The 18476-nt window shown below is 49.9% G+C and carries 19 protein-coding genes; 14 read left to right on the plus strand and 5 right to left on the minus strand.

What is annotated here, in order from left to right; translation table 11 throughout:
• The first annotated feature begins 185 nt into the window (after positions 1-185).
• The 8 genes from AB9F26_RS09490 (at position 186) to AB9F26_RS09525 (ending at position 5707) form a co-directional block, all read left to right on the plus strand.
• The gene (locus AB9F26_RS09490) at positions 186-1043 is read left to right on the plus strand and encodes a hypothetical protein (RefSeq protein WP_369767888.1); all 858 of its coding nucleotides are present in this window, start codon (positions 186-188) and stop codon (positions 1041-1043) included.
• A gap of 79 nt (positions 1044-1122) precedes the next feature.
• On the plus strand, positions 1123-1899 hold the full coding sequence (locus AB9F26_RS09495) for a hypothetical protein (protein ID WP_369767889.1): 777 nt from the start codon (positions 1123-1125) through the stop codon (positions 1897-1899).
• 84 nt (positions 1900-1983) lie between these two features.
• The gene (locus AB9F26_RS09500; RefSeq protein WP_369767890.1) at positions 1984-2334 is read left to right on the plus strand and encodes a hypothetical protein; all 351 of its coding nucleotides are present in this window, start codon (positions 1984-1986) and stop codon (positions 2332-2334) included.
• A gap of 112 nt (positions 2335-2446) precedes the next feature.
• The gene (locus tag AB9F26_RS09505; RefSeq protein WP_369767891.1) at positions 2447-2863 is read left to right on the plus strand and encodes a hypothetical protein; all 417 of its coding nucleotides are present in this window, start codon (positions 2447-2449) and stop codon (positions 2861-2863) included.
• Between the two features lie 11 nt (positions 2864-2874).
• Positions 2875-3207 carry a DUF3768 domain-containing protein gene (locus tag AB9F26_RS09510; protein WP_369767892.1) on the plus strand — a complete coding sequence of 111 codons (333 nt, stop codon included), beginning with the start codon at positions 2875-2877 and terminating at the stop codon, positions 3205-3207.
• 60 nt (positions 3208-3267) lie between these two features.
• Positions 3268-3870 carry a hypothetical protein gene (locus AB9F26_RS09515; RefSeq protein WP_369767893.1) on the plus strand — a complete coding sequence of 201 codons (603 nt, stop codon included), beginning with the start codon at positions 3268-3270 and terminating at the stop codon, positions 3868-3870.
• A 358-nt stretch (positions 3871-4228) separates the two neighbouring features.
• A complete protein-coding gene (locus AB9F26_RS09520; protein ID WP_369767894.1) occupies positions 4229-4927 on the plus strand; it encodes a hypothetical protein in 699 nt (232 codons plus the stop codon).
• A 213-nt stretch (positions 4928-5140) separates the two neighbouring features.
• The gene (locus tag AB9F26_RS09525; RefSeq protein ID WP_369767895.1) at positions 5141-5707 is read left to right on the plus strand and encodes a tyrosine-type recombinase/integrase; all 567 of its coding nucleotides are present in this window, start codon (positions 5141-5143) and stop codon (positions 5705-5707) included.
• A gap of 23 nt (positions 5708-5730) precedes the next feature.
• On the opposite strand, the gene AB9F26_RS09530 is transcribed toward AB9F26_RS09525, so the two are convergent.
• Positions 5731-7122, minus strand: a complete 1392-nt coding sequence (locus tag AB9F26_RS09530; RefSeq protein ID WP_369767896.1) for an FRG domain-containing protein — start codon at positions 7120-7122, stop codon at positions 5731-5733.
• Between the two features lie 140 nt (positions 7123-7262).
• On the minus strand, positions 7263-8510 hold the full coding sequence (locus AB9F26_RS09535; RefSeq protein ID WP_369767897.1) for a tyrosine-type recombinase/integrase: 1248 nt from the start codon (positions 8508-8510) through the stop codon (positions 7263-7265).
• Positions 8511-8890: 380 nt separating this feature from the next.
• On the opposite strand from AB9F26_RS09535, the gene AB9F26_RS09540 reads away from it, so the two are divergent.
• The 3 genes from AB9F26_RS09540 to AB9F26_RS09550 are packed head-to-tail and all read left to right on the plus strand — an operon-like array spanning position 8891 to position 10987.
• Positions 8891-9673 (plus strand): hypothetical protein, encoded by a 783-nt coding sequence (locus AB9F26_RS09540; RefSeq protein WP_369767898.1) that lies wholly within the window; start codon positions 8891-8893, stop codon positions 9671-9673.
• Entirely contained in the window at positions 9673-10026 is a 354-nt protein-coding gene (locus AB9F26_RS09545; protein ID WP_369767899.1) for a hypothetical protein, read from the plus strand. The genes AB9F26_RS09540 and AB9F26_RS09545 overlap by 1 nt, the downstream gene beginning before the upstream one ends.
• Positions 9995-10987, plus strand: coding sequence for a hypothetical protein (locus tag AB9F26_RS09550; RefSeq protein ID WP_369767900.1), 993 nt, complete (start codon positions 9995-9997; stop codon positions 10985-10987). The genes AB9F26_RS09545 and AB9F26_RS09550 overlap by 32 nt, the downstream gene beginning before the upstream one ends.
• Before the next feature lie 235 nt (positions 10988-11222).
• On the opposite strand, the gene AB9F26_RS09555 is transcribed toward AB9F26_RS09550, so the two are convergent.
• From AB9F26_RS09555 to AB9F26_RS09565, 3 genes are all read right to left on the minus strand, one after another.
• Positions 11223-12092 (minus strand): hypothetical protein, encoded by an 870-nt coding sequence (locus tag AB9F26_RS09555; RefSeq protein ID WP_369767901.1) that lies wholly within the window; start codon positions 12090-12092, stop codon positions 11223-11225.
• 513 nt (positions 12093-12605) lie between these two features.
• Entirely contained in the window at positions 12606-12854 is a 249-nt protein-coding gene (locus AB9F26_RS09560) for a DUF4242 domain-containing protein (protein WP_369767902.1), read from the minus strand.
• A 13-nt stretch (positions 12855-12867) separates the two neighbouring features.
• A complete protein-coding gene (locus AB9F26_RS09565) occupies positions 12868-15588 on the minus strand; it encodes an AAA family ATPase (protein ID WP_369767903.1) in 2721 nt (906 codons plus the stop codon).
• A gap of 384 nt (positions 15589-15972) precedes the next feature.
• Between AB9F26_RS09565 and AB9F26_RS09570 the strand changes: the two genes are divergently transcribed.
• The 3 genes from AB9F26_RS09570 to AB9F26_RS09580 all read left to right on the plus strand — a co-directional run bounded on the left by AB9F26_RS09570 (position 15973) and on the right by AB9F26_RS09580 (position 18323).
• Positions 15973-16830, plus strand: coding sequence for a class I SAM-dependent methyltransferase (locus tag AB9F26_RS09570; RefSeq protein WP_369767904.1), 858 nt, complete (start codon positions 15973-15975; stop codon positions 16828-16830).
• A 97-nt stretch (positions 16831-16927) separates the two neighbouring features.
• Positions 16928-17866 (plus strand): carbon-nitrogen hydrolase family protein, encoded by a 939-nt coding sequence (locus AB9F26_RS09575; RefSeq protein ID WP_369767905.1) that lies wholly within the window; start codon positions 16928-16930, stop codon positions 17864-17866.
• A 25-nt stretch (positions 17867-17891) separates the two neighbouring features.
• Positions 17892-18323 carry a GFA family protein gene (locus tag AB9F26_RS09580; protein WP_369767906.1) on the plus strand — a complete coding sequence of 144 codons (432 nt, stop codon included), beginning with the start codon at positions 17892-17894 and terminating at the stop codon, positions 18321-18323.
• Positions 18324-18476 lie beyond the last annotated feature (153 nt).

Below are 18476 nucleotides of genomic sequence, written 5' to 3' on the forward strand. Positions count from 1 at the left end.
CAGACATTCATCGTTGTTATTACTTTACGTCGCACGGTCACGTGCTGTCAAGCGCCAGCAACATTCAAAGCAACCGCCGCACTACGCGGCATTCATTCGGTGTCGCATGTCGCGTCACCGGTCAAACTTTGTCGTTCATTCGACATTTCTCAACGCGGGAAGCCGCATAAACAAAGGAAACTAAAATGACTACTAACGAAACAAAAACTGAAACCAAGCAAATCAATACGGTCGCTCAGCTCAATACAGCATTTGGCTCGCTTATCACACAGCGCGAAGTCTGGGAGGCTGGCGCATACGCTGCAAGTAACACAGAGCTCTATGCGTTGCTTGGGCACTGTCTCGATGTGATGTATAAGCTCAAGCGCTTCACCGAGCTTGCACGCGGCTTAAATGGCCTGCTTGAGAAGCGCGGCTTCAAGTTCACTGCGGGAACAAGCATCGAAGTTAAACTGCTGCGCGCAGTGTTTGGTGATCCCTCAGATGCGAACAAGTACAAAAATCGCATCTATAGTTATGCGCGTGTTCTTGTCGTTGCACATGGCGAGGGTGTCAAAGGCGATGGGATTGCAGATTTCATCACAGAAAAGGGTGGTATCGACGAAATTCGTCGTCACGACTCAAATGCTGAGAAAAAAACGGACGAGATCAAACTGCAGAAAGAGCATGCAGATCTCACGCTGAACAGCTCAGACTTCACTGCAATTGCGACGGGTATCCCAGTAACTGAAGACCTGGAGCCTGCAGATGATCAACACTTCAGCATCGCGCTTGTGCGCAAGGAGGCGGACGGTACCGGTAGCATTGTCTTTGGGACGAATAGTACTTCTCTTGTGTCTGCAGTTCTCGGCCTTGCTGGGCGCAAAATTGATGCGGATGAGCAAGAAGAGCGTAGTCGTCAAAAGGCGCAAGAGCTTCAGCAGCAAAAGCAAGCTGATTACGATGCGATCGCTGGCGAAGTTTATCCAAACAACAGCTCAGCAACTGTAGTCGCAGTGACCTTGCCTGCACCAGCAGCAGAAGCAGCTGAAACCTCAGCGTAATCATCATCACGCTTCACACACAGTCGGACAGTGCATGCAGCGCTGTCCGCACTTCCCCCTATTTTGAAAGAGAAAAAGAATGGAATTTGCAAAGAAACACGAACCGAACACGATCAATGATTTGGTTTTTCAAGACCCGCGCGTAGCTCAAATTATCGCTGACTATGGTGCAGGGCTTCGCGATAAGCACTTGTTGCTTGAAGGTCCCACAAGCTCCGGCAAAAGCATCGCAGCCAGCATGATTTTGAAGGAGCGCCTCTCAGCTAACCTTGGCAACAGCTATACATCCATTTTCCACGGCCAAGGTTTTGATCATCGCACAATCAAGACAATTGAAGGTGATTGGAACATTCAGATGATGTATGATTCTGCATACAGCGTTATTGATGAAGTTGACTTTGCCGATGCCAATGGTCGTCGCGAAATCCGCAAGTTCATTGACGGAAAGAGCTTCGGTACACTGATTTGCACAACGAACTTTGTGAACAAGCTGGAACGTGAGTTTCGCAGTCGCTTCTTGGTTGTGAATGTCTCAGTGCCTGCGCCGAATGACTGGCACTTGCGTGCAATGCAGATTTTGCAAGCTGAAGGCCATGCCGTCACTCTGACGCAAGTACAGCGCTTTATGGCGAACTTCTCCGGTCACGCACGCGACTTCATCGATGAGGTGGAAAATGTCCATCTCGGTTTGTTGCGAGCGCGTGCAGCAGCACAAAGTAATGCAGAGGCTACCAGCAAGTGTCTCAGCGTGATCACAAATACGAGGCCCATTTTCGAGTCTAAAGGCATCAGGTTGTCTAACGGTGCGACGCCAAAAGCTGCAACACCAAGCAGCGACGGCAAGTCTCAGCAATAAGCACTGCGCTTACACGAAATTGTGGAGCCCGGATTACGGGCTTCACCCTTCAATCATTCCCCATACAAAACAAGGAACTACACAATGAACACTACAACCGTGCAATATCCCGGCTATACCATCGAAATCCCCGACGGTCTTATCCAGCCATTTCGGGAGCTTTCTACCATCATAAACAACATCTATGTCGATGGCCCGGACGGTATTTTGTCAAATCCTGTAACCCGCAAACTCGTTGAGCACTGCAACGACTGCGTAAGTGCAGCAATCGGCAAAGAATTTGCCCATGAACTAAAGATTGGAGACGCTCTATCACAGTGGAGAAATCTCTCCTCATATGAACGGTCGTCTTTGATATTGGACGCCGCATTCAACACTGAACCGTTTAATATTTCTTCAGTGTTCGAAGCTGGCTCAAGTCCCGACGAGAACTAGTCACGCACTACTAACGGTCGTGCAGAAATCAGGTTTGCCCGACCTGTTTCCGGTCGTCCGCCTTGGCGTTCAGACCATACGCTCAATGTGTAAAGCAACACAGGAGTAAGAGATGTCCCTTCTAGAAAAACTAAATTTGCGCAACGTGCAGCGGGTCGCTGAGCGCGATCCGATTGCGGCGCGGCGTGCGAAGTTCATGGGCGCTGTAGAAGAGCAACGCGGTTATTTGGCTAAAGCCGTCAAAGGCGAACGGCTCACCCAAACGATCGAACGCAAAGCCAAAGATGGCACTGTCACCAAAGTAGAACGCCCACTGCGCGTTTGGTTCTTCCAGCAGGGCGACAGCTGGTTCCTGCAACCACGTTACGGCGCACGGGTGATGCTGCTGGATGGCAAAAGCAATGCAATCCAAGCAGTTAAACTTGCAGACCTGGACGCGATCTTCGTGGCACTTGGCAAAGCAGCTGAGGCTGGTGAGCTTGATCCGGTGCTTGAGGCCGCAAGCCAGCGCAAAACAAAGTCGCAGTAGGGCAAGGCGCAATGGTTCTCCCCGACGCAGCTCGAATTGCAGAGCTCAACGATCACGCGCGACAGACCTTCACAGACTGTCGTGTGTGCATCACTCCCGGCATTCAAGCACTTGGCGATGAGATGCTGCGGGCAATCCTATTGGCCGTGCAGCAGTTCGACAGTTTTACCCCAGACAATGATCCCTACGAGGAACATGACTTCGGCAAGATCGAGATTAGTGAGCACGTGATTTTCTGGAAGATCGACTACTACGACGTGGACCTATCAATGCATTCACCTGACCCAAGCGATCCAACTGTCACAGCGCGTGTGCTGACTGTGCTGCTTGCTGACGAATATTGAACCGCGTTTGAGCCCAGTTTCTGCACACATTGATAAATACACGAACATAGGAGAGTTCGTGTGGTTTCGTCAAAAAGTGAACAAAAACAATTATATGATTGGATGTTGAGCAGAGAGTGGGACGTGTTTGGCACGCTCAAATTCCAGCCTATTCGTCTTGCCGGCGGTCAACATTGTCACAAAGTCCTAAAGCGATACTGGAATAAGTTGGATCGCGTGATCTATGGCAACGCTGCGGGAAAGGGTGTTCGCGTTGGACGCTGGTGCCTTGCGCATGAAGGCAGCCACAATGACAACTACCATGTGCACTTTGTCGCCAAGGCACCAATTGATCCTGATCTATTTTGTTGTCTCAGCAACACGCTGTGGACCAAACAGGATCGCATTACCTGCGGCATAAACAGCAATTGGATAACGCCAGCGCTCCATCGTGATCGCGTTGCGAATTACCTCACAAAAGAAGTCTGGAAACTTGGGGGCGGCAGTTTTGATGCTGAACTCAGTTTTGAGCAGCATGTTCCCTTCGAACTGAACGATGAACGCCGCACAGCGCAAGAGCTGCGTACAGCAAGGGCAATGTCATCAAATGAAGATAGGGCTGCAAGAATAGCCCTCGTAAAGCACAAGGCAGAAACACTACGTCGCCTTGCACTCCGCGACTAAAACGAGAGTGGCAAAGCCACCTATTAGTAAGTCGAAACCGGAGAAACTTAGGATCATTTAATTGTTGCGGAAAACCGCAGCAAGTCCTTGTTATGAATTGATATTAAACAAACATCATCACCCACAGCAGAAACAAAACTAATCAGCTCAAACACATTAGGTAAACAGAAACATAGACAACGAGACAGGCACTGGCCCTTGTAAAAGAAGAAGGCCCCAGCCCAGAAGCTACGGCTCGAAGAGAGGGCGATGGATGGGGGTGGCATGTAGGTGCCATTGCGCAAACAATGGCCATGTTACATTATGGTTTGGTGCCTATAAGATCACACCTAACTGCATGAAATGAAGTAATTTCCTAATGTCATCCCTGAATACTGCCCTTACCCATGCGACTAAACTGCTGATCCTTGCGCAGGATGTATTCCTCGGCTTCAACGAGGATCAAATGGTTGAAAACGAGTTAGGCGAACCTCTCAAAGTCTATCAAATTTCCTTCCACGATAATTCTAAAGGCGATTACCCTGCGATGCGGGTCACATCGCAAGATGAGACAGCCACTGCAATTCATTTGGACGAACGCAAAGTTTTGCTTAGCATCGATGTTGAGTTAGCTGGATTGCTTCAGTTGCAGGCTGTCCTCAACGAATATCGTCACAATGATCTGTGGAAAACGTGTACCGAATTTGTGCGTGGCACGCTCAAGGTTCAGATTGACTACGATGACCACGATACATTGCCTCTTGCGCCAATGAACGTGAGTTTCGAGATGGATAATGTACTATCACAACAGCTCTGCTTTTCAGAAGAACAACTGCTGAAAGATTTTGATTTGCTTGGGCAGTGGTGCACGTTCTTGTACAGTTGCTTTTTAAAAGATGGGCAGTCTAAACGGAAGGTGGCGCTCATCCGGCAAGCGGCGGCTTTTGTATTAGAGAGTTTTCCTGATTGGGATATCAAGTCCATAGATAAAGTCCTGCTTCTTTGTTCCGTTGCGCAAAGCGTGGATCAACTGGCCATTAAATTTCCAGATGCCTTTCCAGCTTACGGGTGGCCATAAGCAATCAGCTGCACTGATGCGACATGAGCAGCGTGGATATCAATGCGCTGCGCCACACAGCACAAAATCTCATAGAAGTAGCATTAGATGAGATTTTCGCTTAAGTCATTGAAAAGAATAGAGAAGGGCATGGTCCTGAATTCGGTCGTCCAACCGAAACCTCATCGTTTATAATCAAGCATATGAAAACGTTAGGTTTTAGGGGAATTTTGAATGCGCCAAGCACAGACATTGAACGAGGCCCAACTGCGTCGTGTTTTACACTACTCCCGCAGCCGTCGTCATCCAACAAGAGACCAGACCATCATCATGGTCAGCTTCTACGCAGGGCTGAGGGCCAAAGAGATCGCTGCACTGCTACGTGGCGACGTGTTTGACGAAGAGGGCGCAGTGCGTGAACAGTTCATCTTGTCGGCAGCACAGAGCAAAGGCGGCAAAACGCGCACTGTATACTTGAGCCAGCGACTGCGGCGGTCGCTCGGCGAGTATGGCAACACTATCCGCTTGAACGACCCAACTCGTCCGCTGTTTGAAAGCCAAAAGGGCGGGCACTTCTCAGCAAACACCATGTGCCAGCTGTTTCTGGAGATATACAAAGCCTGTGGGCTCAAGGACGCCAGCAGCCACAGTGGGCGCAGGACCTACATCACGCGGCTTGCAAACAAGGGCGTTGGAGTGCGCTTGTTGGCCGAGCTAGCTGGGCACAGTCATATCTCAACAACGCAGCGCTACATTGACGTTAACGCTGAGCAGTTAGCAAATGCTGTGGAGCTGCTCTAACTGGCACAACAAAAGATACGTGATCACTGTTCTACGTCAGTCGAATCGACTTTTCTGAGATAGCGGTCACGCAAATGTACTGCTGTTTGGTCAATACTTGGATAGACCGTTGTCGCATTGATATTGATGCTGTCTAGCTGAGAAAGAATGTGCTCTTTATTCCGTACTGTTATTCTCGAAATCTCTATTCCGTTGCCTCCTGAATCTGGCAGCGTAGCGTCATGGCCGAATAACAAGAATGCACCTGACTGCGATCTAATCCGACTATTCGTTTGTTTAGCCTTCACACAGACTAAAGAGCCGAGGTCTTGGGGGATGATGCGTCCCTCAAAGAAACCTTTCTCTGACATAATGTGATGTAAAAGCTTCTTACCAACTTTAGTTGCATTGAATTCAGGAGTTTCAAGGCTGAGGTCAACATCACCCTTTTGCTCAAACGTCAGATTAGAGAGGTTTGACAGGCAACTAACAGTATCAGAATCATAGTATTTGATTTTTTCCAAGGGCACCCGAAATACGATAACTTCACCGTCGACGGAAGGCGTTTCTTCCTTAGCATTACACGCAAAAAACAAGGCAACCAGTGGGTTTCCGGAAATATCAAGCAGTCGCGTTGGTAGGCCATAATGCTGCATACGCACGAGACGATCAAAGGAGTATTGATCTCCTTGAAACTCATCATAATGTGCAATCAATAGTTCCTTACAAAGGCGATCTTCATCGGGCAGGTGCTTCCACGATCCATCCTTCCACCTTCGAAGTAGAGATGGAATAAGCTCGTATTTTTCATCTCCGTGCCCACGGAAGAAACTCTCAGTTGGCCCATCTGAAGGATGTTTATAGAGAGCTTCGAGAAATGTTTCGACGCTATCCGCTTCACCAATAATGTTCTTCTTGCGAGCTGGCGGTTCAACTTCAAGAGCCAGTTGAAATTCTCCGGGTATGCTGTCTATGGCACCTGAAACTTCAGGCTTCAATTCCTGAAGTTTTCTTAGTATTTCAATCGCGCTTCCTGCCCGGACAGCCCAATGTGTGCGATACAGTTGAAATTCATCAGCGCCAAAGACTTCCTTGGCAGCGTCGTGGTCTTCAAATTCGACCTCACCAAAATCAACAAGTGTTTCAAATCTACTAGCAACTTTACTCTGCGTGACAGTAGTTCCATTTATTCTGCCAAACTTTACCAACATCCGCCAATTGTCTGTTCGAGAGCTTTCAATTTCGCTGCAAAGAAAGGTCGGCAACTTTTCAAGGAAAGCGGTTGCCTCGGCCCCCAGATTCTCAAGCCTTTTTTCTAGATCAGTAGGCGTATACTCAAACATTCGCCCGCGGATCATTGAAATGCTGTCTATATCCCCCTGGACGTGATCCCAGTTTCCAAAAGAGATATAACTAAAGCTATCTTTCATAGACATATGCCTTTTTCTGAGCTGACCTGATTGTCGCAAGCGTTGAATGCGATAGCAAGCTTTGGCTAGCCGTTCGAAGGAGGGGCCGAGGCAACTGAAGCGATTACTCTAGCGCCGCATTTTGACCGCCTTCTACGAAAGGAGGTTTAGGCGCGATCACCACCACCCGGTTTTTCCGCATATTCTTCTGCTGACAGCTCGTACCGCTTGCCGGTGAACATATCCTTCTTCATGCGCGGCGTTAGGTGACTGTAGTGCCGCTCGATCATACCGATGGACGTGCCCATCTGCTTGGCCAGTGCGTGGATATCCATACCGTCATTGACCAGAGCGAACGTCGCGTATGTATGTCGCAAGCTGTACAGCGTGCGGTCCTGCCCGGTCTTTGGACACTTGAGCAGACCAGCTTCTGTGAGGAACGCCTTGAAGGTCTGGCGTAGGTGTTCTGTCACCGATCCATCCGGCAAGCAAAACACGGGCAGGTCTAACTTCTTCTTAAGCATTACATCGAACGGCATGTTCTTGATTGCGTCCGTGCCTGAATGGATGCGTTTGAGGTAATCGATGGTGCCAGATCGACCGATTGCTTCGTGCGGCGCGGTCTTGCCGTGCAAGTAGAACTCGACGTAGTCCAAGCTGTTCTCTGTAAACACGGTCACATGCTTCCAACGCAGGTTCTGCGCCTCTGTGCCGTGCCGCATGCCGGTGTTCGCCATAATCAACACATAGTCGCGCAGCAAAGCCCGCATGTTCTGCGACTTACCCTGCTTGCCCTTGGTGATCCAGCTGGGCAGCTTACGGATCATCGTGCGGTAGTCTTCCAAGCTGAAGTCGGGACGCCGCTTTGCCCCTTCGCCCTTGTTGGCGAGAATGGGCACTTTGCCTTGTGAGATGAAACCGCGAGCAACTGCCTCCGCGTAGACCTTGTTCATGGCTGAGTTATGCGTGTTCAGCGTGGACGCTTTTGGCTCACGACCGATCTGCTCGACCCGCCATGCGTTAAAAGCCAAGATTTTGTCGTGGTCGATGCTGGTGATGAAGGTCTTGCCGAAGAATGGGATGAAGTAGTTGTCGATGGCCTTGATGTAGTCTTTGAAGACCTTGCGCCCTGCCCCTGCATCCAGCTGCCGCTGCATATCAGCTACGGCCAGCTGTGCCACGTCTTCAAACCTCTTGGTGACAACGGGGAGATCGTGCTTGGAGCGGAATTTATAGTCGAGATACTGCTCACGCGCGACGGTCTTGGCCTCTTCCAGATCGCGCTTGCCGGTGCTGATACGCACCCAGTGCCCGTCAATCTGAAACGTGGCTTGCCACCGCTTGCTGTTGCCGCGCTTGTACACTTTGGCAGCGCCATCCAGCAGCACATGCGTATCGTCGTTCAGCTTGGCCATCCGCGCTCCTCGACTGCGTTCATCACACACTAAGTTTGTGTGTTGGAGATGTCATTCGGAAAGCGCAGGGCGGTGCTAGTTTTAGGGTAAGGGTAAGGGTGATGCTGAGGGTGGTAGGCGGTCGGCACCGAAAGCGGGGAGCTTGCAGTCGCTGCGGGTGGACCAACTTGCGCTTGAATTTTGACATCAGGCATTCGAGAGCGACAGTGAATAACCTACTATATACTCTAAGTGAAAATGCACATACTGCAACCATTGGTGGAATTGCAAATGTTTTCCTGTTATATCAAGGAGATGTCCGTGCGCTGCCCACTTGATAGCGGTGCAGGCTGAAATTCAGGAGGCAGGATCGCAAGACTGCCAAAGTTCAAAGAGGCCAAATGTCCACTTATAGTAATATCGAAATTGAGTCAGCGATTGCATCGGACCAATTGCTCTCAGGAACAGACGGCGCAATGGTTGAGGGAGCCAGCTATCAGTTGAGGATGGGGCATGTGTACTACGACCTATCCGAAGGTGGTAAGCGATTTGAGCTATCAGCAGGCGAAAAGATACTCATTAAACCGGGTCACAGAGTTGTGCTGATTACAGCTGAGGAGCTCATTATTCCTCAGAACCTGGTTGCTCGCGTTGTCAGCAAAGGATCTCTGTTTAGCATAGGCCTAAGCCCGGTCGCTACTTACGCGGATCCAGGTTTCAACGGCAACCTGGGTATTGTTACTCAAAACCTGAGTGACAAATACGTAGAACTTCCCCAAGGAGAGCCGATTGCAAAAGTAGAATTCAATCTCCTTAACAGCACCACGACGAAGCCCTACATCGGACAACATGGCTTCCAAACAGGTATGTGGCCAATCAAAACGCATCTCCAAAGAACTCACAAAGACGTGAAAAACGACGTTCGTGTTTTTTCGGAGTCGGAAGAAGCGCTTGCTCTGCTGCCAAACGCTACTAGGATAATTATTCGACGTCTAGAAAGCACATTGCTTTGGACTGTTTTTGCTCTGGTCATCGCTATCGGAAGCAACGCTGTTACTCTCGTTCTAATCAAGAATGGGAGCTCACTTCTAGATCACCTGTATGCTGTAGTAGGAAGTCTTGTGGCAACCGGGATTGCCGCTGTTGGGGCTCTTTTGATCAACTACTTCAGGAGGATAAAATAGTGGAAATTTCTGAACTTATAAGAATGCAGATCGAAAGTGACAAGAAACGTGGGTTTAAAGTTGAGTTCGCGTCCGACCATGAACGAGAAGAACAATTGAACAGGGAAACCGTCGGACTGATTGGAGAAGTTGGCGAATTTGCTAACCTTTTAAAGAAGGTAAGCTTAACGCTCACAACAGAGGGGTACGAAGGACCGAGCTTGTCTGAGGCATCGAGTGAACTTCGCGAAGAACTTGCGGATGCGGTAATTTACATCATTAGGTTGTCAACAATTCTGGGTGGCGTCTTGGAAAATGATATTCTGGAAAAGATGGAAAAAAATGATAAGAGATACGGATACCTTGAGGGATAGTCTCGTATTCTTTCTCGGTGTTAATACAGGCTTTACAACAAACGGCTTGCCAGACTCGCGGTTTATCGATTTCTATCAGCAAAGAAGTTCGCCAAAATTACATTGCGCCATCGTTGGCAATGTCGTTGTGCCTGGTGGTTTTGGCAGCAACGACAGTACTCCGATGCTTGACAGTGACCCAAGTTGGAAACGCGTTGCTAACGCGATAGATAGCAAGGGTTCAAAACCAGGTATCCAACTTGCATCTGCTTGGTCAGGCTACCTCGGCCAAAGAAAGTTTGTGGCTCGGAAACCAAGTGAGTTTATTGAACATGCGCGACAATTGGTGCTCTCTTTAGAGCTTGAGGTTGTTGACAGTATTCTTAACGCATTTCATGAAGGTGCTTCCCTCGCTGTTGACCACGGATTTCGACACGTACAGATACACGCAGCACATGGTTATTTGCTAAGTCTGTTGGTTGATAGTCGAATTAACAGCAATGCCTACCGTACAAGAGACAAGTTGGCGGACTTGGCACAGTTTCTTGGTTCACAAGACATTGAAACATCCATCCGGTGCTCAATTCGAACCGGCGATGATGAATTCGATAAGGCCGGAAATGACGAAAATATTAGAGGAATCGTTGAACTTCCATATGATTTCGTCGATCTATCGTCTGGATACTACAACATAGATAAAAGACTAATCTACCCGTCGCGCCCCGAGATAGTTTCGTCACGACACAAGGAAAGTCGTGCCATTGCTTCGCGCTATCCCACACGAAAGTTTATTGTCTCTGGCAAGGTTATGCGAAAAGGGATCTACCTTCCAGAAAATGTCGACATTGGCATTTGTCGCGATCTTATTGCGAACCCCGATTTCTTAAGTGATCAACAAAATGGCTGTCGTGATCATGGGAAGTGTCACTATCACTCTAGAAACGAGAAACACTTGACTTGTGGGCGTTGGCTCCCCCAGTAAATCGCCGACTTAGTTGTTTAACGAGGCCACTCAGAACTTCTTTCGTCAATTAGAACGTAGCTTCCTACAATGATTACTTTTGTCCCGCAGAGCAGTCATCGGCACGAGTAAATGCTGCACGATACAAGAATGTTCTGAATTAATAGCCACAGTGCTGCAAGACGAATTGGTGGCCAATTACCAGTGTTGGTCGCAGGCATCGAACATCATATTATTTTCGGATGATTTGTTCCCATCATTCCTCATAAGAAGAGATATGTCGCTCTTGCTCAAGAAGGGAGCCAGCACCTCGAATATGCGGATTCCTCCAGCTAATGCCACCGGCCCGATTGCGCATAAAATGGCCCTGTACCCAATGAGCTCTGCGCTTGGATGCGATTTCTTCGATTGCCTTGCTCTTAACGCTAGTTGCTTCAACCTGATGCCTGCCTAATTCGCCCAGTTTGACCTTAATTATGGATTTATTAGGCAGTGCTCGTCCGGATTTTTGAGCTCTTCGTCTTTCGGCTCGCGGGTAGGCAGACACTTCCTCTTTTTCCAGCATGGCCTTGTGTTCGAACAAAATCGACATGCCAACGGCCATTGCCAAGAAGCCAAAACAAAGAGACTTTTCCTGCTTGAGGGCTGCATCTTCGGTGACATTTTCTCCGATAGCCTGTGACAAATCGAACGTCGGTGAATGCAAAATATCTACCGAAGCTCCTTGTGATTTGAAGATGAGTAGGTTTGGGAATAGGCCATGCTTGTTCGCAAGATAAATCTGGGTGTAGAGCGCATCGTCATCCTGGGTAATCAGCGCGGCAGGCCATTCGCCAACATTTGGTTCCGGTAACGTCAACAACATGGCCGGGAACGGCAAGCGAACGTTGCTGAACATGCTATCTAATCCGTCCCTTTGCATTTGGGCAGAGAGGTTGCGCAGCATCATCTCCGCGTGCTCGTCAATCTGGAATACCTGCGCAATATCGAAAATTTCACGTTGTCGCTGCCCGTGAAAATCAAGAGACTCAAGAAGATCAGGGGCTAGTGAAGCCCGATCAATACTCTTCAAATTAAGCAAAATGTCGGGGTATCGATTATAGAAATCGAGCAGGTTGGCGAGCATTGATCTTTCCTCAAAATACTAGTCCTGCAACACTAGGACTCGGTTGTGCTCATTATCAAGGCCATTCGGAATGCGCATTTCGATCGCACTCAAATCAAGCAAGCCCTGTTTGCGCACGCAACGTGAAACACTGTGTTGGAAGAATGTGTCGAGTTGGTGTGTTCCAAGAGTATGTTCATTTACTGTGTTGAGTTAGTGTGGGGCAAACACTGTGTTGGGTTTACTCTGGGGCAAACACTGTGTTGCATTTGCTGTGTTGCAAGAGCGATTTAAAACACTGTGTTCAACACAGTAAATCCATCAACAAATCCCACACCAACACACGAAAAACTGTGCGATGAGTGTGCAACGCAGGAACTAAAAAGTGTGTGATGGCTAAGTTATTGACTTACTTGGCTAAAATGGTGCCCAGGGGCGGAATCGAACCACCGACACGAGGATTTTCAATCCATGCGATTTTTTAGCTTGGATCCGTCCGGCAGATTCATTCGTACATTAGTAGCTGGCCAGCATTCACTCCAGAAGGTCGGCAGTCCACACGCGCTCAAATTTAGCACCAGCTTCGCGCTGGACGTTACGAACAGATTCCGAATCTGGGGCTTCATACTCACAGACCATTCTTTTGCGATCCGTGCTCCAATAACTTCTGAGCCACGTCACATCATATAGATCAAGGCATGGGGCCATTCGCTCTTCCGTGGCGGCGAGGTCCTCTTTAGTAAGCGGCGGATTAAAACTGCGTTCAACGATAAATTTGGGCATGTAAGGTCCTTTCCTAGAATGTCTTTCTTTCTTGCTGTGCAGACCGAGCGAACTGTCGGACCCGAGCGTTGAGTGTATATGATTTCGACCATTTATCTAGTTCCGTCTCTGAGATGGGGGCTCCCATGTCGTCACCCAACATCATAGCAAGTGATCGTGCAAAAACCTTTTCGTTTTCGTTTCCAATCTCACTTGCAGTCCCAAATGCTTTCCGTGCGAAGGTCAGTGCGCGGCCAGTGTCGCCTGTCGTCCGGTGATGATCGGCGGCCAGGTTCAGAACATAAGCTAGGTGAGCTTTGTCATCGGCGATTTCTAGAGCTTCCAACGCATCATCAAGTTCGTCGTCATCACGCTGAGCCATGGCAATGAAAGTCCGGGCCAAAGGGGCCATCGCTCCTTCACCGATCTTTGCGGCAAGCTCTCCTAGGCATGTGGCGTGGCTGATCGCAGTTTCGGAGTGGTTTTGTTCGAGTGCAATCATCGTTGCCCAAGTCAGGCATTTACATTGCCGCCAACGATCTTCGTTTTCTTCAGCAAGCTCCAGCGCCTTCGCGATTTCGTCTGCAGCACGATCCGAGTCCCCGTTCCAATAGGCCAACAGCCCTCTGCTCCAGAAGACTTCGCTATCGGCAACGCCTTCTTCCTCAGCCAACTGATCGGCATCTCGGCTAAGAATAGTTGCCTTGGGGATATCTCTGCCCAACTCCAGCAGACAGCGAGCAGAATTGGCAAGCTGCCGGACTTTTTTCTGCGCATCCATTTGCCTTGACGCATCTGCTGCACGCGCCGTGGCGAAGCTTGCTTCTTGCAAGTCTCCGAGCTCCTGAAAGAGTACAGATAAAAGGTATTCACCTTGCGCGACTTCGTCCGCCATCATGTGCTGGTTGGCTTTTGTGATCTGAGCTTGAAGGGCCGCGATAAATTCAGGCGTTCGGCTGCTGGAAATACCTGACACTGCCAACACTTGTATCCCAAGTAATGCCATAGTTAGTCTAATCTGCTCGCTGTCCACATTCAATTTTTCAACATGGAACAAGCCTCTTCGTGCCAATTCTGCGGCATCAGAATTCGCATAGGCTTTCAATGCGTGTTGACCGGCTATGGCGGAAGCCTCTGCGGCAACGCTATGATTATCGGCCATTACGCAGTGGTGCAGGACACTCACTGCGATACTGGGGTTTTGAGTCATTTCAAGCGCCAGCATTTCCGCGACCCTGCCATGCATGAGCCGACGCCTTATGTTGGACATGCGTTCGTAGGCGCTATCTCGGACGAGATCATGGGTGAATTCTATATTACCTGCATTGTTCGGCCTGATGATCTCGTAGTTTTCAAGTTCCTCAATCGCGCTCAAGACGAACGAAAGATCTAATCCGGATGCTTTGATTGCCGTGTTCATTGGCGTGGTCCGTCCGAAAATGGAGGCCCAAGACGCAAAGGCGATGGCAGGCTGAGAAAGTCGTTCAAGTCTGTTAGCCAGGACATCCAGTAGTGTGGTGGACATCGAGCCTTGGCCACCTGTGCGGGACAATTCCATAAGATATAGCGGGTTTCCCTGCGCTTTCCTGACTACCTCCTGGACATTTGCAGTAGGACGAAGCTCTTTTACCAACGAGCTGGCATCAGTTTCTGACAATCCGGTCAGAGCAATCCTTTGGACATCATTTCCAAGCCCCGAAAGCAGGGACTGAACGCCCTCGTTGTCGTCGATCTCACCAGCGCGCGCAGCAATACAGAAATGGACCTGCCTAGAATCGAGGTGGCGAATAAGGTAGCTCAACAATGCGCAGGAAGATCGTTCCATCCATTGCGCGTCATCCAGCGCAATCAGGACAGGGTGAACCTGAGACAGCTTCAAAAGGAGGAGCCGAAAATCCTCGAATAATTGCTCTACCGTTAGGGTTTCTGAGCCAGTTGACCTGACAATAAGCCCTTCCCGCAACTTGTGCCTAATATCTGAAACGACCTCTGTTTCGACCATGCCTTCCAGTGCATCCAGCCAAATACCAAAAGGGCGCGAGCGTTCAACTTCGACCGCGCGCGCCGATAGGCGACGTGGTCCGTAGTCGTTGCCTATTTTATCTAGAAGGGTGGATTTTCCGATACCGGGAGGGCCAACGATTAAAGCGACGGCAGGGCCTGAACCGTCGAAGGCACTCCGGACAAGTTGATACTCAGCGTCACGTCCGACGAAGGGTGCTCGAGATCGTACGCTGGAACTGGAAGAGCCGCTGTTCGCCGGGCGCCGTTCGAGGGGCATTTGGAGGCTGGTCGCTGGAATCGGGACCGTTCGACAGGCCAAATCGAGTGCCTGAGAAGGTTCAACACCAAGCTCAAGTTCAAAAATCTTGCGGCAATGTGCTGCCTGAACGGCCGCATCCTCTGGCCGGCCAAGCGCCAAAAGTAACTCGATGACCCTGATGTGAGAACTCTCTTGGAAAGGATCCATACCGACTAGCTTGTGCGCAAATTCCAGTGCCGCGCCGGGCTGGTCGCCATGGCGGGAAATGAGCGTTTCCAAAACTTGTGCATGGAGCCTGCCATATCTCGACCTTTCCGACTGACACCATTCATAGAAGCCGTAGCAAGAGGATAGCTCCAGCCCATTCAGAAATTCACCCCGAAACAATTTCTCGATGGCAAGCAGAGCCTCGGTTGTATTGCTTTCAACGTTTCCGGATGCAGCGTTGATGATTGCAGCGTCCACGTCGATCGCGGCCTTGTTTAATTCCACTGTGTTTCTGTTTGCCAGAATTTTGTCTGGCCCAAGGCTCGTGCGCAATTTGCTGAGAGACCATCGCAATGCTCCGCGTGGGTCCTCAGCCTCTGCCCAAAGCAAATCGCACAGCTCGTTGCGCGAACGTGGATGTGTGCTGGAAAGCAAATACCCCAACAAGCCCCGGGTCTTCTTCGATGCGGGAAGTTCGACTGGCTGGCCGTTAAACGCGACGCGCATATGCCCAAAAAGTTCGGCACTCAAAGGCGATGAAGAAGAACTTTCTTCTCTTAGCGACAAGTTTCCACTTTCTTCAAACGCTGGTTCACACGATCGGCTGCCATGGTGTTCTCATCAACAAGCAATCAAGCCGGTTTTAAACCCGCATATAGGAGCACGAACATGACCCCAGCGAAATTTGATCCTAATGCCTATAAGACAGCAACGACGCAGCAATGGCAAAGTGCCGCAAAATCCTGGAGCGAATGGGGCAATGTGCTGCGGGAATGGCTAGGGCCCGCTACCGATACAATGATCGACCTCGCGTGCATAACCAAGAGCGCCAAAGTATTGGACGTCGCGGCTGGTGCTGGTGATCAATCCATGCAGATTGCTGACCGAGTAGGTCCTGAAGGCTTCGTTCTAGCCACAGACATTTCGTCAAATATTCTGGACTATGCCGCTGCAAATGCCCAGTCCAAAGGCTACAGCCAAATCGATTTTAAAGTGATGGATGGTGAAGATTTAACCGCCGCACCAGAACAGTTTGATGCCGTTGTTTCCCGTGTAGGTCTTATTTACTTCCCTGACCAGATGAAGGCCCTGAAAGGCATCCTAAAGACTTTGAAGCCCGACGGTTGGTTTTCCGCGATTGTCTATTCCACACCAGAAAATAACGGTTTTTTCTCTATTCCAGTTGGCATCATCCGCAAGGCGGCACAGCTGCCACCCCCGGCCAAAGGCCAACCTGGACCGTTCAGTCTGAGCCAACCCGGTGTTCTGGTCGATCTACTTCACGACGCAGGCTTTCGGAATGTATGTGAAAAAACCCTATCAGCCCCTTTGGTACTGCCAAGTGCTACAGACTGCGTTCGCTTCGAGCGTGAAAGTTTTGGCGCACTTCACGAAATGCTCAAAGGGCTCGGCGTTGACGAGCAATCTAGGGTCTGGGCTGAAATCGAGACCGCGCTGCAAGCATTCGAGAGCGAGACAGGCTTTTCTGGCCCCTGTGAGTTGATTGTCGTTGCTGGTCAAAAGTGACCTCAAGAATCAAGTGGTCACGGCGATCAAACAGCCGTGAGCACTCCAAACACCAATTAGCGTGTCTTCGCGTAGCATAAAACAAAGGAACTTCCCCATGACAAAAGTTGCAATCGTCCAAGAACCACCAGTCTACCTGAACATCGCTGCCACCATGGACCGCGCCGTAGAGCTTGTCGAAAAAGCGGCGCGTGACGGTGCCAGTCTATTGGTTTTTCCAGAGGCGTGGTTTCCTGGTTACCCTACCTTTGTCTGGCGTCTGTCTCCGGGCGCAGGCATGGGTAAGACTGACGAACTGTTTGCCAAATTGCAGGCCAACTCAGTTGATCTGAGTAAGAACGGGTTCGCTCCTTTGCAGGAGGCCGCCCGTGAAAACGACATGGTTATTGTTGCAGGCTATCAGGAACTCGACGGTAAAGTATCCGGTTCAACGCTTTACAATTCTTGCATCATTATCGACGCTGACGGAAGCATTCAAAATAATCACCGCAAGCTTATGCCGACCAATCCAGAACGTATGGTCTGGGGTTTTGGCGATGGTTCAGGGTTGAACGTAGTTGACACAGCAGTTGGTCGCGTTGGCGCACTGATCTGCTGGGAGAACTACATGCCGATGGCGCGAGCAGCGCTGTATGCCCAAAACATTGATATCTATGTCGCTCCTACTTGGGACAGCGGTGAAACATGGTTGGCCACCATGCAGCATATAGCACGTGAAGGCGGCTGCTGGGTATTAGGATGTGCAACTTCACTGGAGGTGTCCGACATCCCCAACGACATTCCGTACTATGACGAACTGTTCCCGAATAAGGACGAATGGGTCAATCCGGGTGATGCAGTGATCTACAAACCCTTTGGCGGCATCTCTGCCGGGCCGATGCATTGTGAAAAAGGCTTGCTAATGGCGGAGATCGACGTCGATGCAGCGCGTGCTTCACGACGGAAATTCGACGCGAGCGGCCACTACGCCCGCCCGGATGTTTTCAAACTTTCGGTTAACCGTGCACCGATGCAACCCGTCGTGTTTGTAGACTAGAAACAAAAGAGCAAGGAGAAAGACCATGACCAATTCAACCTACAACGGCCAATGTTTCTGCGGGACTGTTAAATTCAAGGTTTCGGGAACACCCGAAGGAATGGGGTATTGCCACTGTGAAAGCTGCCGCTCTTGGTCAGCATCTCCGGTGAACGGCTTTACACTTTGGGACCCAAAACATCTTGAGATCACTGATGGCGAGGACCACGTCGGGACGTATCACAAGACCGAGAACAGCTATCGTAAATTCTGCACGAATTGCGGAGGGCACCTCATGACTGTTCACCCCAATATGGGTTTGGTGGATGTCTTTTCGGCTATGCTTCCTGAACTCGATTTCAAGCCTGGGCTACATGTCCACTATGGCGAAAAGTCGTTGTCCATTCCCGATGGCCTGCCTAAATTCGCCGACCTGCCGGCGGAACTTGGCGGCTCAGGCGCGCAGCTTGCCGATTGAGACCAAGTTGTTTTGAAGGGCCGACCTTATCCGTCAATGGTCGCGACAACCCAGTTTACTGAAAGGCGTAACTGACATTGTACTTTCCAAGTCGCATACGTCGCCGTTTTCCGAATCACGCTTTTGTGATAGGAGCCGAGATGCGAGGAAAAT

The organism is Falsihalocynthiibacter sp. BN13B15 (assembly GCF_041205415.1).
GTDB classification, from domain to species: Bacteria; Pseudomonadota; Alphaproteobacteria; order Rhodobacterales; family Rhodobacteraceae; genus Falsihalocynthiibacter; species Falsihalocynthiibacter arcticus.

Excerpts from the sequence above, each read along its gene's own strand:
- AB9F26_RS09490 (WP_369767888.1), top strand. The coding sequence starts at position 186 with ATGACTACTAACGAAACAAAAACTGAAACCAAGCAAATCAATACGGTC.
- AB9F26_RS09495 (WP_369767889.1), top strand. The coding sequence starts at position 1,123 with ATGGAATTTGCAAAGAAACACGAACCGAACACGATCAATGATTTGGTT.
- AB9F26_RS09500 (WP_369767890.1), top strand. The coding sequence starts at position 1,984 with ATGAACACTACAACCGTGCAATATCCCGGCTATACCATCGAAATCCCC.
- AB9F26_RS09505 (WP_369767891.1), top strand. The coding sequence starts at position 2,447 with ATGTCCCTTCTAGAAAAACTAAATTTGCGCAACGTGCAGCGGGTCGCT.
- AB9F26_RS09510 (WP_369767892.1), top strand. The coding sequence starts at position 2,875 with ATGGTTCTCCCCGACGCAGCTCGAATTGCAGAGCTCAACGATCACGCG.
- AB9F26_RS09520 (WP_369767894.1), top strand. The coding sequence starts at position 4,229 with ATGTCATCCCTGAATACTGCCCTTACCCATGCGACTAAACTGCTGATC.
- AB9F26_RS09525 (WP_369767895.1), top strand. The coding sequence starts at position 5,141 with ATGCGCCAAGCACAGACATTGAACGAGGCCCAACTGCGTCGTGTTTTA.
- AB9F26_RS09530 (WP_369767896.1), bottom strand. The coding sequence starts at position 7,122 with ATGTCTATGAAAGATAGCTTTAGTTATATCTCTTTTGGAAACTGGGAT.
- AB9F26_RS09535 (WP_369767897.1), bottom strand. The coding sequence starts at position 8,510 with ATGGCCAAGCTGAACGACGATACGCATGTGCTGCTGGATGGCGCTGCC.
- AB9F26_RS09540 (WP_369767898.1), top strand. The coding sequence starts at position 8,891 with ATGTCCACTTATAGTAATATCGAAATTGAGTCAGCGATTGCATCGGAC.
- AB9F26_RS09550 (WP_369767900.1), top strand. The coding sequence starts at position 9,995 with ATGATAAGAGATACGGATACCTTGAGGGATAGTCTCGTATTCTTTCTC.
- AB9F26_RS09555 (WP_369767901.1), bottom strand. The coding sequence starts at position 12,092 with ATGCTCGCCAACCTGCTCGATTTCTATAATCGATACCCCGACATTTTG.
- AB9F26_RS09560 (WP_369767902.1), bottom strand. The coding sequence starts at position 12,854 with ATGCCCAAATTTATCGTTGAACGCAGTTTTAATCCGCCGCTTACTAAA.
- AB9F26_RS09570 (WP_369767904.1), top strand. The coding sequence starts at position 15,973 with ATGACCCCAGCGAAATTTGATCCTAATGCCTATAAGACAGCAACGACG.
- AB9F26_RS09575 (WP_369767905.1), top strand. The coding sequence starts at position 16,928 with ATGACAAAAGTTGCAATCGTCCAAGAACCACCAGTCTACCTGAACATC.
- AB9F26_RS09580 (WP_369767906.1), top strand. The coding sequence starts at position 17,892 with ATGACCAATTCAACCTACAACGGCCAATGTTTCTGCGGGACTGTTAAA.